A 16,093-nucleotide genomic window follows, 5' to 3' on the forward strand; every position below is an offset into this window, starting at 1 on the left:
ACTCCCACAACAGACCATATAGGTTCATGGGCTACGGTACTGTGACCATACCGTACAGATTGTTCGTTCTCAAATGTTTTTACGTCTTTTGCATGACTATGAATAAAATATACCATGTTTTGCTATGCAAAAATGACGCTTTCATCCCACGTCTAAAGACGGACTAAAGTCCTGCATGGGCTTTCCCTTATCGTAAATTCTGTAATCTTAACTAAGAAGAAAATAAATCTATTCAAAAGTTATGCTTTTGGGACATTTCCTTTACTTAACGTATAGTTGTTGGTTCGGATAGATTTGCTCTTGTCGCAATCCATTCCTCACTTTAATTTCCTCAACTGTCACACTAAATTTCCGAGCAATGCCAACTAAAGTATCACCTTTTTGTACAGCATATAGTGATGAAGACACGACTTGATTTTTTTGTTCATTTAAAACAAGCAACGGATTCATCGCATTCCTTTTCTCCATCGTCCATCTCCCTTGATGCACTTCTAAATGTAAATGTGCCCCTCGCGATTCTCCTGTATTCCCTACCTCTCCAATTAGCTCTCCTTTTGAAATGTTATCCCCTTGAACTACATATCTCTTATTTAAATGCGCATAAACAGCCTCATATTCTCCATGTTTAATAAACACAACATTTCCATAACTACTTGAAAAATAAGACTTTGTCACCTTACCATTTTGAATAGCTGCAACTGGCGTTCCAATAGGTGCAGCTATATCAATACCATAGTGTTTCCCATGTCTTGTCCCAAAATAATCACTTATCTGCCCATCAACAGGCCATATCCACTGATTCCCTTCAGCGTAAACATGTAATTGAGATAAAAATAATATACTCAATATCACCACGCCACATTTTAACGCTTTCATATACATCCTCCGTTTTCTAATAACCGTCATACCTTCTCTATTGTGGGATATTACAGAAAAAAGTATACAAAAAAAGAAAGTGGATTACTCCACTTCCTTCTCTTCTTCATTACGAAAAACAGGTGCACTGCGGTTATATTCCACATCTTTCACTTGTAAACGTGCATTTATTACTCTAGCAAGCGCAAATAAATAATCAGATAACCTATTTACATACTTTAGAACAATTTCATTGGTTTCTCCTTCTTTTTGCAAGGATACTATACAACGTTCTGCTCTTCTTATAACTGTACGTGCAATGTGTAGTGCAGCCGATACCTCGCTACCGCCTGGTAAAATAAAACGCTCTAACGGCGGCGCTTCTTCTGTATACGAATCAATCCGTCTCTCTAAATACTCGACCATCTCTATCGTTACTTTATAGGGAATTTTCTTCTCTACTATTGCTAAATCCCCTCCACAATCAAATAGTTCATGTTGAATGTTTTCAAGTTCGTTATAAATGTTACGAAAACATTCCTCTTGCAATTTAGACATGGCATATCCGATATGAGAATTCGCCTCATCAATTGTGCCATAAGCTTCTACACGTATATGATCTTTATCCACTCGGCCACCTATGACACTCGTTTCCCCTTTATCACCTGTTTTTGTATAAAGTTTCATTTCATCACGACACCTCTCTTTTTATTTTCATTCTGATTATTAAATAAAAAACTCTACCATTCTTTATTTAATTGCACTTACAAAAAAATAAAAAATAGTAGAGCTTTTATTCGTAATCACCTTTAAAAAACATACATATCTAAATTATACGATTTGGTAAATATACAGAGAATATAGTTCCTTCTCCAACGACACTTGATACAGAAATCTTCCCGTCATGACCTTGAACAATATTTTTAGCAATCGCAAGCCCCAGTCCAGTTCCAACTTTTTTCCCGCGCGTTCTCGCTTTATCAGCTTTATAGAATCGATCGAACAAGAACGGAATATCTTCTTCTGGAATACCAGCACCTGAATCTTGCACTTCGAAAGTAAGGCCACTATTTTTCGTATTAATTACAAGTGTAACATGTCCACCTGCATTTGTATGACGGATTGCATTATCAATTAAATTCGTCAGTACCTGTTCCATACGGTCTGCATCAAACGAATATTGTTCAATTGGACTTTGGAAATCCACTGTTAATTGGACTTCTTTATCCTTTGCAATCCCCTGGAATTTACGGCCAATTTTTTCGACAAATGGATGAATATCTACTTCACCTATATGTAACTCTACATGTCCACTTTCCATACGAGCTAAATCTAATAGCTCATTTACAAGTTTACCTAAACGAACAGATTCATCATAAATAATTTGAACAAACTCATTAATTTCTTCTTTCGTTTGCACAATATCATCTAAAATTGCTTCACTATATCCTTGAAGCATTACCATCGGTGTACGAAGTTCATGTGATACATTCGCAATAAAGTCTTGACGCATTTTCTCAAGACGACGCTCCTCCGTCATATCTCGCAATACTGCTACAGCTCCACGAATTTTTGTTTGATTGTAAAGCGGTGTCATAAGAACTACATAGTTACCTTTTTGCAAATTAATTTCAACAACTTGTTGTTGCTCACTTTCTACAACGAGATGGAATAGTTCAACAAGTTCAGAAGGCAGTTTTTTACTTAACTCTACTTCTTTTTCTTCTTGCCAAACTTGTAAGAAGTGTTCTGCCGGTGGGTTGATAACAACGACTTCACCTTCTTGATTTAACGTAATAACACCATCTGCCATACTACTCAAAATACTAGCTAACTGCTCTTTTTCTTGCTGCAGGGCATTCATATTAAACTTCAACTGTTTCCCCATTTGATTTAAAGCAGTTGCAAGTTCACCAATTTCGTCCTGCGACACCATAGGGGCTTTCGTATCAAATTTACCGCGGGCTACCTCAAATGCAACCTCACGCATTTTACGGAGCGGTGCCGTAATTCGAGTAGATAAGAAAAATGCAAAGAAAGTTGTTAAAATAATCGCAATCCCGGCTGATAAGAAAATAAAATCAGTCGTTCTCTCCATACCTTGTATTGGAACTTGCAATGATTCATATACAAACACTGCACTTTGATTTTTTGACTGTACTGGTTTCCCGACGATCATAATATCATTTTCAGTGTTTTTATTTTTCCTACTATTAGAAGCTTTTCTAATATTATTCTTAATATCCTTTTTATCTGTAAAAACAGCTGCTAATTCTTTATCACTTTTCAAATCATCTATTGTAAGAGTAACTAATCCTTCTTGTTTCGGCGAAGAAGAAATTTCCTTACCATCTTCTACAATGATAATCCTTGAAAGTGGATCAGAAAATTTGTAAGCAATATCCTCAATCGTTTTTACATCGGCACCTTCTTCAATTAATTCCGTGACACTTGTTGCAACTTTCTGAAGCCTAGCTTCACTCATATCAACATAATACGTTCTAAAAAACTGTGAAAGTAAAATAGCAACAAATCCAAGAACAAACGAAACGAGAAGTAATATGGTCATCCATAACTTCCCTACTACACTTCTCCAAAGCATCAGTCGTTCACAACCTCAAACTTGTAACCAACGCCCCAAACGGTAACAATCATCTTCGCTGCATCTGGTGATTGTTTATTTAACTTTTCACGTAAACGCTTTACATGCGTATCAACTGTACGTAAATCTCCGAAGAACTCATATTGCCATACTTCTTTTAACAATTGCTCACGGTCAAAAACTTTATCCGGAGCTTTCGCTAAGAATAATAGTAATTCATATTCTTTCGGTGTTAAGTTTACTTCATTGCCATCCGCTGTAACACGGTGCGCATCATTATCAATTGTTAAATGAGGGAACACAGTAACATCTTTCGTCGTTGTATCTTGTGTAAAGAATGTCGTTGGTACAGCGCGGCGTAATACCGCTTTCACACGAAGTACTACTTCACGCGGGCTAAACGGCTTTACGATATAATCATCAGTTCCAACTTCAAACCCTTGCACCCTATTTACTTCCTCACCTTTTGCTGTCAGCATAATAATTGGCGTCGCTTTCTTTTCACGAATCCCTTTACACACTTCGATACCATCTTTACCAGGCATCATAATATCCAATAGGATTAAATCATAATCATTTTGTAACGCCATTTCTAAAGCTGTATCACCATTATCCGCTTCTTCAATTGTGTATTGCTCTCTTTCTAAATACATCTTTAATAAACGACGAATACGATCCTCATCGTCTACAATTAAAATTCTTGATTCATTTTCCATTTCTACCCGCCGCGTATTTTTACCACAACGGTTTACACCTACCCTTCTACAATATAATGTTGCACCTATCCTCGTTTAATTAAGCATTTTTTAACGTTCTACTTCCCATATTATGCTTCACAAGAATAATAAAGTTTGTTCATTTTTTTTCCAAAACTATGTATTTTTTTTGAACAGTATATTTGGTCCTCGACATCATTTTACAGAATCAACCACTACTTTGTCATGTTTTTCTCAAAAAAGAAGAAAAGTTGACAAAAATAAAATAGGAAAGTGACATACACTCTCCTATTTTATTTCTCTATGCATATGAATGTAAACCCGCGATAATTAAGTTTACTACAATAAAGTTAAACATAATGATTGCAAAACCAATTACTGCAAGCCAGGCGGATTTTTCTCCATGCCATCCTTTAGATAAACGTAAATGCAATACTGCAGCATAAAAGAGCCAAGTAATAAGCGCCCAAACTTCTTTTGGATCCCACCCCCAAAAGCGCGTCCAAGCAATTTGAGCCCAGATCATTGCAAAGATTAACGCTCCTAATGTAAACACTGGGAATCCTATCGCAATAGAACGGTATCCGATTTCATCTAATAAATCACTATTCGTATTCTTTACTAACGGCTGAAGTGCCGCTGACACTCGCTTACGTAAAATAAGTCTTAATACAATATAAAGTAGTGTTCCGACTAATACTGACCAAATAACAGTATTTAATTTTTTCGCATTTACAATCGCTGGGACTTCAACCGCCGGTTCTAATTTATTTTCTGTCATTAACTTCCCTTCATGCGGTCCAACTAAAGCAGGGAGATTATACTTCATCTCAACTTGTTGTTCATTTTTATCAATCCATTGAAACTTCGCTTCGTATTTCATACTAGAAAATACCGTTGTTACTCCAATAAATCCAACTGTACAAACAAGTGTGAAAACTACTGTCTCTAACCAAAATGTACGCTTACTTCTTGTTGATTGATCTACATTTTTCAGTAAATACATTACGCCTGTAATAAAACTAATTGCTAATATTGCTTGCCCCGCTGCCGCTGTCGTTACATGAATATGTAGCCAATTACTCTTTAAAGATGGGATAAGCGGCGAAATTTCTCTCGGGAACATACTTGCATAAGCGATTAATAAAAGAGCTACCGGTAAAGCAAATAAACCAATAATACTTACACGATATACAAAGTACATAATGATAAAAGCTCCCACAAGCATCATGCCGAAAAATGTACCAAATTCAAAAAAGTTACTAACTGGTGCATGTCCTGATGCGATCCATCTTGTAACAAAATATACTATTTGCGCAATAAATCCTAAAATTGCTATAGTTATACCTATATTTGCCCACTTATGACCTTTTTCTTTAATTGCTCCTCCAAAAAATAAAGTTGCAATTAAATATAAGATGAACGCGGCGAACAAAAAATTACTGCTTATTTGTACCATATCGTTTCCCCACCTTAACTAATTTTTTTATCATTCATTTTATCGTGTGGTTGTGGAATCGCTGTTCCTTCTAGTACTCTTTCAATATCTTTCTTTAAGCCGAACCAATTTTTATTCGTATGGCCTGCAACCCACCATTCATCATTAACACGTTGTATCCAAATACGGCGATGGTTCCAATACATACCTTGAATCACACCAACCATAAATATAAATCCTCCAATACCGAGAATCCAAAGCGTCAAATCTTTTCTTACTGTAAGAGCTGTTGCATTTTGCATTTCCACACCTGCAAATGACATTTTATATTTATTATTCCCGTCAGGCTCTATGTTTTGCTGAATACCGACGAAACTAACTTCGCCATCTGGCGTTTCCGGGGTAAACATTTTAAAGACGAATGCAGGATTATTCGGTAATTTCGTTTTCGTATTTGGTCTGCCATTTTCGTCAAAATAAAAATCAGGGAAATAGCTTAATAGTTCTAGAGAATACCCATTTCCTAAATCATATTTTTCTGTAGGATTTGCTAAATCTACTTTAATCGGTCCCCACTTTTGATTATTTTCTTTGTTTTGCAAATGGAAAGACATGCTTTTAAATTCACTTTCTTTGTAATCCACTTGATAAACAGCAAATTGATCAAATTTCAGTGGCTCATTCACTCGAATTGCAGCTTCTTTTACCTTTTCTAATTTTGGTTTTTGACCTGCTATATTTTCTCCTACAGCTTTATATAATACAGCATTTGTTTGGAAGTTTTTCGCAATCATTTTATCACCAACACGATCAATTGCTTCATCAAAAACTTCTTTATCCTTACTCTTATCATAAACTTCCTTGATAAACTTTTCGTTTTTTAAATAGTATTGCCCATCTGTTCCTGGTATTTCTTTCGTTTCACCGTCACGTAACCAAAGTGCTTCATCTACATACATACTCGGTAAAAAACGTAGCATTGCACCGAATAGAAAGATAATAAGACCAATATGGTTTACATATGGACCCCAACGAGAAAAACGTCCCTTTTCCGCTAAAACGTTCCCGTCTTCCACTTTCACATTATAATTACGTTTCTTTAAATTAATTTGAACTCGTCCTAAGTCACCTTCATGCGGCGTACCAGTCCCGTACACTCTCTGTCTTTTTAAAAAACTTGGGTGTCTTTTCACCCCTTGTTTTTTTAAAGCTTTATAAAGAGGAATGACACGGTCTAAACTACATATAACAAGTGAAATACCAATGGAAGCAATTAAAATCATGTACCACCATGAGCCATATAAATTATTAAATCCTAATTGATAGTATAATTGTCCTAAAAATCCATACTCGGTCTTATAATATTCAGCTGGTGCAATCCCTGGAGTTATGTACATTTCTTGCGGAAAAATAGTTCCTATCGCTGATGCAGCTAAAGTTAGTACAATTAGCCATACACCTACTTTTACAGAAGAGAAAAAGCTCCAAATTTTATCGACTATCGTTTTTGTGTGCGTGAGAGATCTCCGGGCACTCCCCTCATAGCGCATATCCAATAGTTTTACATTTTCATTGCTTTCAAATGGTTTCCCACAAGCTTCACAAAAAACGGTTCCTATCGGATTAACATGTCCACATTCACACTTAATTTCTTTCAACACTCTCACCGTCCCTGTATCTATATGTACTATTGTATATTCTAGCCTCAAGTTACCGCAATACTCAGAATTCTCGAACCAGAGGTGCTATACGTAAGCACCTCTTATGTAAAGGCTTTCTTAATCATGGAGTAATTTTCTTTAAGTACTCTTCCAATTGTTCCTTCGTTTGCTCACCTATAATTTGCTCAACTACTTTACCTTCTTTATCAATTAAAAAGGTTGTTGGTAACGGTCCTACTCCATATGTCCCTATGATTTTTTGCCCTTTATCAATTGCAACTGGGAATTTCAATCCATATTGGTCCACAAAGTTTTTCACCGCGATATCCGTTTCATCTGCATCTAATGCGATGATTTCAACACCTTTTTCTTTATACTTTGGATATAATTCATTCATATAAGGCATTTCTTTTTCACAAGGTTTACACCAAGTTCCCCAAAAGTTTAAAAATACCCCTTTTCCCTTTAGGTCTTTTAGTTCAATTTTCTTTCCTTCCAAATCCGTCACAACAAAATTAGGTGCTTCTTTTCCAATTTGCATTTTCTCTTTATCAGCGAAAAACCCTTGATAGAGTGTAAATCCTACAGCACCGCTTAAAATGAGCAGAATGATAACACGAAATAATAAGCGATTTTTTTTCATATTGTCTCTCCTCTTCCCGGTAAATGGTATGTATTCTCTTCTGTAAATGTTGTATTGAATAAATCACCAGCAGAGCGCTCCACTGGTGAAATTGTAACTCTATAGCTTATCTTGGCTTTGTAGAAGCAAGCGCACGTAATTGTTTCACCTCATGTGGTGTCAATTCTCTTGCATCACCAGGTCGCAGGCTCCCTACTTCTAAGAAAGCATAACGTTCACGTTTTAATTTCACAACTTTACAGTCTAACGCTTCAAACATACGACGTACTTGACGGTTACGGCCTTCGTGAATTGTTAATTGTACAATCGCCATCTCTTTACGCTTGTCCCAAGAAATAATTTTTACATTTGCCGGTGCTGTTTTCCCATCTTCTAATGTAACACCTCGTTCTAACATGCGAATTTTCTCACCTGTTAATGGCCCTTTAATTTTTGCAACATATGTTTTTTCAACTTTATATCTCGGATGCATTAATACGTTTGCAAATTCCCCATCATTTGTCATCAATAATACGCCAGACGTATCATAATCTAAGCGTCCGATTGGGAATAAACGTTGTCTAATTTCAGGGAAAAAGTCTGTTACAACATTTCTTCCTTTATCATCTGATACACTTGAAATTACACCAGTTGGTTTATATAGTAAAAAATAAACAGGTTCTTCTTTTTCAAGAGGGATGTTATTTACTTCTACTTTATCTTGAGGAGTTACTTTTGTTCCTAACTCCTTCACTATTTTCCCATTAACTTTCACTTTCCCTTGCTGAATTAATTCCTCAGCCTTTCTTCTCGATGCAATACCTGCTTGCGCAATCACTTTTTGTAATCGTTCCATTTCTTTTTTTCACCTCAAATTTATCTTACCTTACATTAGAAAGACTTGGCAACCGCCTAAGCTTTATGCCATTTACTTCGCCTATCTTTAACAACATAGCAATGATAATAAACGTATAAAGGCTATATCACGTTTTCATCCTTTATTATTATTTACACTTTTTCGTGCTGTCCACGATAAAAGTTCACCATTTTGTCAAAAATACCGCATAAAAAAACCACTATTAAACTACACGTTAATAGTGGTCGTATACGTATTATAAGCTAAATACCTTAAAAAATGAATAGCATTACCGAAACAATAGGGAAACAAATACAATTGAACAAATAATTCCGATTAAATCTGCAAAAAGTCCTACCTTTAATGCATCTCCCATTTTTCTAATACCAACAGCCCCAAAGTATACTGTTAATATATAAAAGGTCGTATCTGTGCTACCTTGCATCGTTGAAGCTAACCTACCAATAAACGAGTCTGGCCCATATGTAGCGATTAAGTCGGTCGTAATACTTAAACCAGCAGATCCCGAAATCGGACGTATAAGTGCAAGTGGAACGATTTCGGCTGGTACATGAATAAAGTCTAACATCGGCTTCATTACCGATATCATCGCATCTAGAGCACCTGATGCCCGGAAAATAGAAATAGATACAAGCATCCCAACCATAAACGGCAAAATGGAAACCGCAATTTGAATCCCTTCTTTTCCGCCCTCAACGAACGATTCATACGTTGGAACTTTCTTTATCGTGCCATATAAAAGGATAAAACCAATTACACAAGGAATTACCCATAATGAAATTGTATTTACAATACTCATTTTTTCCGCCCCTTTCTACTCCTTCTCCGGTAAAAATAGCGGTCAATCCAAATCGCTCCAATCATCGATAACACTTGTGCTATAAATGTTACGCCAACGATTTCAGTAGGGTTTGCTGATTCATAAGTCATTCGAATCGAAATGACAGTAGTCGGAATTAATGTAATTGCTGATGTATTTAAGGCTAGAAACGTCACCATAGAACGACTTGCCGAATCCTTTCCACCATTTAACTCTTTCAGTTGTTCCATTGCTTTAATACCTAAAGGTGTTGCTGCATTACCTAATCCAAAAAAGTTCGCCATCATATTTGATAAAATGAATCCCATTGACGGGTGATCCTTCGGTATTTCTGGAAATAATTTTTTTACTATCGGCATAAAAAGTGATACTAACTTCTTTAACAATCCAGCTTCCTCAGCAATTTTCATTAAACCGAGCCAAAATACTAAAACACTAATAAGTCCAATACAAATCGTTACAGCATCTTTTGACCCTTCAAACACTGCTTTGGTCACTTCTTCCATCGTTCCATTTATCATGGCATACACAATCCCGATAACTGCCATCGCTGCCCATACGAGATTAACCATCTATCCCAACACCTATCATGTAAGAGAAGATTTCTTTTACATTATTCCAATACATTCCCGTTGTAGCTACTAACTTTCGTTTACTGTAAAACAAATTTCGTTCTCCAACTTTCTCGTTCCCTACATAAATTTCTGTCTTCCCAATCTTTACCCCATCCGTAAGTTTTGCACTTTTATCGAGCTCAACTTTCAATAACACGCTCTTTCTTTCCTCTTCAGTTAAAGGGACAGAAAAACTATTTTTCGTATAAACATGATTGGCATATTTCTTTTCATTTATTTCAGCGAGTGCTCCTTGTCCTAAAACTTTCGCTTGCTTATAGCGTTCAAAGCCTTTATCAAACAAATTCATATGATCATCCCAGTCACTAGAAGCACTCAAAGTTACGACAATTAAATCTAGTCCATCTTTTGAAGCTGTTGTGACAAGCGTCCGTCCTGCTTTCTTCGTAAAACCTGTTTTTCCTCCTGTTGCAAATTCATAATAAGATGTCACAAGCTTATGTTTATTTTTCCACGGATAATCCCAAGAATCTGATTTATACGTTTTTGTTCCAAAAATTTTCTTAAAAGTCTCGTTCCCCATTGCATATTTCGTTAATAATGCCATATCATAAGCCGACGAATAATGTGACCCATCCCCATCCAAGCCATGCGGGTTTGAGAAGTGCGTATCTTTCATTCCGATTTCTTTCGCCTTTTCATTCATTAAATATACGAACCCTTCTATACTCCCTCCCACATTTTCAGCAATTACTTGTGCTGCATCATTACCAGATCTAAGCATTAATCCGTAAACTAAATCTTCTAACTTCACTTTTTGTCCAGGTTTTAAATAAATTGCCGATCCTTCTACTCGTACGGCTTCATTACTAACCGATACTAACTCTTTCATTTTTCCTGATTCAGCAGCTAACAATGCTGTCATAATTTTTGTTATACTAGCAATTTTTTGTGGCTCATGTTCTAATTTTCCATATAGCACACGACCGGATTGTTGTTCCATTAAGACTGCATTACGAGCACTGACACCACCGTTCATTTTTGCATATGCAGGAATTGGCATAACGCTTGCGTACATTATAATTAGCGTAATTATTATACAAATTCGTCTCATATTTCCCCCCCACGTCCTTTTGGCACTTTTTGTACAAGTGTATGCTTGGCCTTTTAAAATATGAACGAAATCTTCCTTCCACCTCCACTAAAAAAGACGCATGGGATATGCGTCTAATACGGTGTCCATTCAATTTGCTTCGCACTTTCAAATCTCTTTTCTACATCTGGCCAATTTACAACATTCCACCAATTTTTAATATATTCATCTTTTCGATTTTGATATTGTAAATAATACGCATGTTCCCATACATCCAGTACAAGGAGTGGTATCGTATCCCACTGTGTAAACAATTGATGAAGCGTGCTTTGCAAAATTTCTAACCTTCCTGAACGGGGTACCCATACAAGAATCGCCCATCCTGAACCTTCCACTTTAGAAGCTGCTTCTGTGAAATGCTTTTGAAAACGTAAAAAACTTCCGAAATCTTGCTCAATTTGTTGTGAAAAAGCCCCTCTCGGACTTCCACCACCATCTTTTTTCATGTTATTCCAAAATATCGTGTGTAAGTAATGACCTGATCCATGAAAAGCCGCTTCTCTTTCCCAATGCTTAATTAAATCGAATTGATTTGTTTTTCTCGCTTCTTCCATCATCTTCTCTGCCTTATTTAATCCTTCCACGTAACTACGATGATGTTTATCATGGTGTAACATCATAATTTCTCGTGAAATGTACGGTTCTAGCGCATTATACGGATAAGGTAATGGCGGGAGTGTATGCCCCCCAATCGGAACAGCTCGTTCGCTATCCCCTCTTTCACATAGTTCATATTCCTCTCCTTCTTGCATAAATACTTCCTGTAAATGGTGTTGAATATGTTCTACATCCTCACTTATTTCGTACATAAACTCGGCATCTGTGTCGTATTCATGCTCTTTCATACGCTCTAATAACGTTTGAATTTTATAAGCAAGCATATGGACATCATACACTTCCATTGCACGGCTATCTAATACTTGAAGAACACTTTCACACCAGCTTTCTACTTCATGAAAGTAATCTGTAAATACACCTTGCTGACTCATGTCACACCTCCTTGATGCTATCCACTTTAACTATATTCAATTAAAATCCCTTATATAACTGGACAAAAGGAAAAGAAGCTAAGTTTCCTTAGCTTCTTTTCCTTAATTAATATTTGTGCAACATTTTTGTTTGATAATCTGTCTCATAATATTCTAGTTCTTCACGCATCAATTGAAATTTCCCTTCTAAATCCTTCATTATTCGTTCTATAGAACCAGGAGGGATTTGTTGAAACACAATAGAATTTTTCCCTGTATAAGCAGAACGACTATTTTCATACCAATGATCATTCTTTGGCGAAAAAAACTCTGCAATTACTTGATGGTAAATCTTATATAAAACTGTTTCAGCTGCGGTCTTTCTAAATGGTTGGCTATTCAGCAAAACAAAGCATGCATCAAGTCCTTCTTCACAAAAAACAAGAAGTCTTCTTATTGACGCTAATATCCCTTTATAATATTGCTCGTTTCCTGTTGGTGTCTCCTCCAATAAAGAAGGTAACGTATGATAATTTACATAATTAGTTATCAAGGAAATTACATCTTCTAAAAATATAGAAACTTGTTCTGTTTGATTTTCAACCATCAAATTAGACATGGCTTCTCTCTCCTTTGCCGTTTTACGCTATTTCTACTCTTTTATTTTTATGTAATTCAGCTAATATTTCTTGTACTTTCACCACTGTTCCCTCGTCAAAGTATCGTTGAAAGTCTGTTACTTCATTGAGATACAAGCGCTTCTGCGCGCGTAGCTCTTTATTGTTCACTAAACAAGCGATTGCTACAATATCTCGTAAATATACGTCTTGTTCTTCTACTTTATAAACTGGATTTCCTTCAAAAGGGGTAATTTCTTGTAAAATTTCTTCAAAATATCGAACATATAAGACAGAAAAGGTTTTCTCTTGATTATTTAATATATATGTTACTTCAGATCTATTAAAAAAATCTTCTGATGTATTCGGTTTTTCTTTTTCTAACTCATATCCTGCATAACCTATTATAATCATCTACTTCCCCTCTCTTCCTTCTTTCATCTTATCTTAACTCAACTTTCTGATAAACGGAATATTCTTTTAAATATAACCTATATAAAAAATAGCTTCCCTATACAGGAATTTACCTTTTTATTTTTCTTGAAGTTTGTCATAATAATATTATTGTCTCAGTTTTCTTACACAAGGAGAGTTGTATTTATGTCGTTTTCATGGAAACGTTTCTTACAAATCGGGAAAATAATCTTCCCATTTGTTGTCTTAACAATTGTTTTCTTTCAAGCTAAAAAAGAATTAGCAGGCATTTCTTTTTTAGAAGCAATTGAAACAATTAAAAACATTCCAACTGGTGGGGTATTTTTAGCGATTACACTCGGTGCATTTGCCGTTTCAACAATGTTCTTTTATGACTTTGTTATGCTTCGTTACTTAAAAGCAGATATACCTGTACAAAAGATTTTCCGCATCTCATGGATTGCCAACACTTTAAATGGATTTATCGGTTTTGGTGGTCTTGTTGGTGCCGGTGTACGTACAATGCTATATCGTCCGCATATAAAAGAGAATGGAAAACTTATTAAAAGCATTGCTTGGATGACAACCGCTTTTATTAACGGATTAGCCATTCTGTCATTCCTCGGCCTTATTGGGATATTAGACACTAGTTTTATTCTGCACGAAAAACCGTGGTTATGGCCTGTTCTTATTTTCTTTGCTCTTTTCGTTCCTATATATATTGGGTTTTCTAAAATTAAAAATAGAAAAACAAAACAGTTAGACGGACAAGATGAAGAAGAAGAAGAAGAGAAAAATCCAACTGTTTTATATTCATTAGTTTCATTAGTCGAGTGGGTATCTGCTGGTATCGTTATGTACGTCATTTTAATATTGTTTGGGATTGATATCGAATTTCAAAAGTTTTTAGGTGTTTACGTAATTGCTGCTTTAGCTGGTGTCGTAAGTCTTGTTCCTGGTGGCCTTGGTTCATTTGATCTTGTTTTCTTAACTGGACTAGGACAATACGGCGTTGATACAGGCGTATTACTACCTGCGATGTTATTATACCGACTTGTCTATTACATCTTACCATTCTGCCTTGGTCTCATTTTTGCAGCCTTTGAAATGACAGGAGCGGCCATAAAAAAAATTGAAGATAAACCATTTATTGCACCTGCATTAGAAACAACTGGTGTAATTTGGACTTTACAACGTGATTTTTTAGGGAAATTAGGTTCATGGGCATCCGCCGCTTTAACAGTATTCGCTGGCTTAATGGTTATTCTATCAACAATTTTACCGACTAGTATAAATCGAGCTCACGCCTTACATATTTTAGCTCCAAAGCACCTTATTCAATTTTCTTTTAGCTTATCATTAACATTCGGTATTCTCCTCCTGATTCTTTCGCGAGGCATATATTATGGAACAAAGCGTTCTTACTATATGACGATTGTTTCTTTAATTGGAGCAGCAATCTTTAATACCCTAAAAGGAATTGATATTGAAGAAACCTTTATTTTATTAATCGTACTTGCTGTGTTGTATATGCTTCGTAAAAGATTTGTACGCGAGAAAATGGAAGTCTCACTTTCTGATATCGTAAAAGTGTTTATCTTCTTATTACTTACGCTATATTTATATAAAAACTTAGGTATTTTATTTGCGGGTGCAAAAGAAGCGTTCCAACCTGATTTTGTCGTTCGAAATATTACACAAGTTAAACGAAGTGCATTAGCAGCAGCCTTTTTCGTTCCTACTTTTTTACTTATCGGTTCACTAATTGCCAATCGTTACCGTAGTCAATTTCCCGGGCAACCAGCTAATGATAAAAGGTTAGAAAACTTCTTAGATGAACATGGTGGGAACGTACTTAGTCATTTAGGTTTTTTAGGAGATAAACAGTTCTTCTTCAGTAGTGACGGAAAAGCACTTCTTCTCTTTTCAATTACTGGAAAACGTCTTGTTGTACTAGGTGATCCAATTGGTGATCCATCCTCCTACCGCACTGTGTTGCAAGAATTTTTAACTGAAGCTGATCGATTTGGGTATATTTGCGTATTCTATCAAATTGAAAGCAAATGGATGAGCTTATACCACGATTTTGGCTACAACTTCTTTAAACTGGGTGAAGAGGCTGTCGTTGATTTAAATGCGTTTACAATAACAGGAAAAAAACGTGCTGGTATGCGAGCTACTTTCAACCGTTTTGAACGAGAGGGTTATACATTCTCTATTCATGAGCCACCATTCTCAGACGAATTATACGAGGAATTAAAGAAAGTGTCTGATGCTTGGCTCGGCGGAAAAAAAGAGAAAGGATTTTCACTTGGGTACTTCGATCGTGAGTATATTAGTCGTGCCCCTATCGCTACATTATCTGATGCAGAAGGAAAAATTATTGCATTCACAACCTTTATGCCAGTATATCAAAGTGGCATATTATCTGTTGATTTAATGCGTTATTATCCAGATGCCCCTAGCGGAATTATGGATGCAATTTTTATCCACTTATTCCACTGGGCAAAAGAAAATGAATACCATTCCTTTAATATTGGTATGGCACCACTCTCAAATGTCGGTTTATCAACGCAATCGTTCTGGTCTGAACGAGTTGCTGCTGCAATATTTAATAACGTTCGTTACACATATAGCTTCAGCGGATTACGACATTTTAAAGAAAAATACAAACCTGCATGGAGTGGAAAATATTTAGCTTTTCGAAAGAATCATTCTTTACCAATTACAATGCTCTCTGTAACAAAATTAATAGGAAAACGAAAAAACAGCTAA

At 35.9% G+C, this 16,093-nt stretch carries 15 protein-coding genes; 1 reads left to right on the plus strand and 14 read right to left on the minus strand.

The window, feature by feature from the left end:
* Positions 1–261: 261 nt before the first annotated feature.
* From QCI75_RS19480 to QCI75_RS19545, 14 genes are all read right to left on the minus strand, one after another.
* Positions 262–876, minus strand: coding sequence for a peptidoglycan DD-metalloendopeptidase family protein (locus QCI75_RS19480; protein WP_353761038.1), 615 nt, complete (start codon positions 874–876; stop codon positions 262–264).
* Positions 877–960: 84 nt separating this feature from the next.
* The gene (locus QCI75_RS19485; RefSeq protein WP_353761039.1) at positions 961–1,542 is read right to left on the minus strand and encodes a cob(I)yrinic acid a,c-diamide adenosyltransferase; all 582 of its coding nucleotides are present in this window, start codon (positions 1,540–1,542) and stop codon (positions 961–963) included.
* Positions 1,543–1,681: 139 nt separating this feature from the next.
* The gene (gene resE / locus QCI75_RS19490; protein ID WP_144508228.1) at positions 1,682–3,457 is read right to left on the minus strand and encodes a sensor histidine kinase ResE; all 1,776 of its coding nucleotides are present in this window, start codon (positions 3,455–3,457) and stop codon (positions 1,682–1,684) included.
* Positions 3,457–4,173, minus strand: a complete 717-nt coding sequence (gene resD, locus QCI75_RS19495) for a DNA-binding response regulator ResD (protein ID WP_144508226.1) — start codon at positions 4,171–4,173, stop codon at positions 3,457–3,459. The genes resE and resD overlap by 1 nt, the downstream gene beginning before the upstream one ends.
* Positions 4,174–4,474: 301 nt before the next feature.
* Positions 4,475–5,632: a cytochrome c biogenesis protein ResC gene (gene resC / locus QCI75_RS19500; protein ID WP_098776749.1), complete on the minus strand. Its 1,158-nt coding sequence runs from the start codon at positions 5,630–5,632 to the stop codon at positions 4,475–4,477.
* Positions 5,633–5,646: 14 nt separating this feature from the next.
* A complete protein-coding gene (gene resB / locus QCI75_RS19505) occupies positions 5,647–7,272 on the minus strand; it encodes a cytochrome c biogenesis protein ResB (protein WP_144508224.1) in 1,626 nt (541 codons plus the stop codon).
* A 121-nt stretch (positions 7,273–7,393) separates the two neighbouring features.
* Entirely contained in the window at positions 7,394–7,915 is a 522-nt protein-coding gene (resA, locus tag QCI75_RS19510) for a thiol-disulfide oxidoreductase ResA (RefSeq protein ID WP_144508222.1), read from the minus strand.
* A 106-nt stretch (positions 7,916–8,021) separates the two neighbouring features.
* Positions 8,022–8,750, minus strand: coding sequence for a 23S rRNA pseudouridine(2605) synthase RluB (gene rluB / locus QCI75_RS19515; protein WP_144508220.1), 729 nt, complete (start codon positions 8,748–8,750; stop codon positions 8,022–8,024).
* Positions 8,751–9,039: 289 nt separating this feature from the next.
* Positions 9,040–9,570 (minus strand): spore maturation protein SpmB, encoded by a 531-nt coding sequence (spmB, locus tag QCI75_RS19520; protein ID WP_002086660.1) that lies wholly within the window; start codon positions 9,568–9,570, stop codon positions 9,040–9,042.
* A complete protein-coding gene (gene spmA, locus QCI75_RS19525) occupies positions 9,567–10,163 on the minus strand; it encodes a spore maturation protein SpmA (RefSeq protein ID WP_144508218.1) in 597 nt (198 codons plus the stop codon). Before spmA ends, spmB begins: the two co-directional genes overlap by 4 nt.
* Complete coding sequence (locus QCI75_RS19530) at positions 10,156–11,280, minus strand: D-alanyl-D-alanine carboxypeptidase family protein (protein WP_002086664.1); 1,125 nt, start codon at positions 11,278–11,280, stop codon at positions 10,156–10,158. Before QCI75_RS19530 ends, spmA begins: the two co-directional genes overlap by 8 nt.
* A 113-nt stretch (positions 11,281–11,393) precedes the next feature.
* Positions 11,394–12,308, minus strand: coding sequence for a superoxide dismutase (locus QCI75_RS19535; protein WP_016119903.1), 915 nt, complete (start codon positions 12,306–12,308; stop codon positions 11,394–11,396).
* A 106-nt stretch (positions 12,309–12,414) separates the two neighbouring features.
* On the minus strand, positions 12,415–12,906 hold the full coding sequence (locus tag QCI75_RS19540; RefSeq protein ID WP_002166080.1) for a YpuI family protein: 492 nt from the start codon (positions 12,904–12,906) through the stop codon (positions 12,415–12,417).
* 22 nt (positions 12,907–12,928) lie between these two features.
* The gene (locus tag QCI75_RS19545; protein ID WP_144508212.1) at positions 12,929–13,318 is read right to left on the minus strand and encodes a hypothetical protein; all 390 of its coding nucleotides are present in this window, start codon (positions 13,316–13,318) and stop codon (positions 12,929–12,931) included.
* Positions 13,319–13,504: 186 nt separating this feature from the next.
* Between QCI75_RS19545 and mprF the strand changes: the two genes are divergently transcribed.
* The gene (gene mprF / locus QCI75_RS19550) at positions 13,505–16,093 is read left to right on the plus strand and encodes a bifunctional lysylphosphatidylglycerol flippase/synthetase MprF (RefSeq protein ID WP_353761040.1); all 2,589 of its coding nucleotides are present in this window, start codon (positions 13,505–13,507) and stop codon (positions 16,091–16,093) included.

Source organism: Bacillus cereus group sp. RP43, from assembly GCF_040459645.1.
In the GTDB taxonomy this organism is placed as follows: Bacteria; Bacillota; Bacilli; order Bacillales; family Bacillaceae_G; genus Bacillus_A; species Bacillus_A mycoides_C.

Excerpts from the sequence above, each read along its gene's own strand:
- spmB (WP_002086660.1), bottom strand. The coding sequence starts at position 9,570 with ATGAGTATTGTAAATACAATTTCATTATGGGTAATTCCTTGTGTAATT.
- spmA (WP_144508218.1), bottom strand. The coding sequence starts at position 10,163 with ATGGTTAATCTCGTATGGGCAGCGATGGCAGTTATCGGGATTGTGTAT.
- resA (WP_144508222.1), bottom strand. The coding sequence starts at position 7,915 with ATGAAAAAAAATCGCTTATTATTTCGTGTTATCATTCTGCTCATTTTA.
- QCI75_RS19545 (WP_144508212.1), bottom strand. The coding sequence starts at position 13,318 with ATGATTATAATAGGTTATGCAGGATATGAGTTAGAAAAAGAAAAACCG.
- QCI75_RS19485 (WP_353761039.1), bottom strand. The coding sequence starts at position 1,542 with ATGAAACTTTATACAAAAACAGGTGATAAAGGGGAAACGAGTGTCATA.
- resE (WP_144508228.1), bottom strand. The coding sequence starts at position 3,457 with ATGCTTTGGAGAAGTGTAGTAGGGAAGTTATGGATGACCATATTACTT.
- mprF (WP_353761040.1), top strand. The coding sequence starts at position 13,505 with ATGTCGTTTTCATGGAAACGTTTCTTACAAATCGGGAAAATAATCTTC.
- QCI75_RS19530 (WP_002086664.1), bottom strand. The coding sequence starts at position 11,280 with ATGAGACGAATTTGTATAATAATTACGCTAATTATAATGTACGCAAGC.
- resC (WP_098776749.1), bottom strand. The coding sequence starts at position 5,632 with ATGGTACAAATAAGCAGTAATTTTTTGTTCGCCGCGTTCATCTTATAT.
- QCI75_RS19540 (WP_002166080.1), bottom strand. The coding sequence starts at position 12,906 with ATGTCTAATTTGATGGTTGAAAATCAAACAGAACAAGTTTCTATATTT.
- rluB (WP_144508220.1), bottom strand. The coding sequence starts at position 8,750 with ATGGAACGATTACAAAAAGTGATTGCGCAAGCAGGTATTGCATCGAGA.
- QCI75_RS19535 (WP_016119903.1), bottom strand. The coding sequence starts at position 12,308 with ATGAGTCAGCAAGGTGTATTTACAGATTACTTTCATGAAGTAGAAAGC.
- resD (WP_144508226.1), bottom strand. The coding sequence starts at position 4,173 with ATGGAAAATGAATCAAGAATTTTAATTGTAGACGATGAGGATCGTATT.
- QCI75_RS19480 (WP_353761038.1), bottom strand. The coding sequence starts at position 876 with ATGAAAGCGTTAAAATGTGGCGTGGTGATATTGAGTATATTATTTTTA.